The organism is Vibrio sp. 1978, from assembly GCF_033344345.1.
Genome location: NZ_JAWPOP010000884.1, coordinates 1 through 549, shown reverse-complemented (window position 1 = coordinate 549; position 549 = coordinate 1). Strand labels below are relative to the sequence as shown.

General features: G+C 39.7%; 1 protein-coding gene. It reads right to left on the bottom strand.

What is annotated here, in order from left to right:
* Positions 1-13 precede the first annotated feature (13 nt).
* Positions 14-549 (bottom strand): EAL domain-containing protein (locus tag R8N49_RS29675; protein WP_318190769.1); only part of this gene is annotated, 536 nt, incomplete at its 5' end.

Genomic DNA, 549 nt, shown 5'->3' with positions numbered 1-549 from the left:
TGCTTTGCTTTATTTAACCTGCATAGGAGAGTTTGATTGAGTCGGCAACGCGCGGTTTTGAATCGAGAGAGTTTATTGGGGACGGTCTAAAGTAATAGTAACCTTGAGTTAATGAGTGGCTTGTCTTTAACATCTTATGATGTTCGATGTACTCAGCACCCTCGAAGATCAATCCGTGTAAGCAGAAAGGGGCTAAGAAGTACTCTAGTGCTTGTATAGACTCTTGGTCGGCGTGTTTTAGAAAGCTTTTGTCAATCTTGATACGATCCCAAAGTATGTTGCCAAGTGACATGTTAGCCAGCTTGTTGTTACGGTGATAGTCATCCAGCCAAATCTCGATATTGTTCGCTTGTAACACTGACAAGTTTTCGCGTATTTCTTTTGATTCGGTATAACAATCAAGCTCGCTTATCTCAAGAGCAAACTTAGCACCATTGAAGCTTAAAAGCTCACGGACAAAATCTTCGTCAGCTAAACAAGAGAGTTTAATATTAAAAGAGTGTAGTTGGTGAGGGTATTTTTCAAGAGAAAATCGAATTTGTTGTAAAG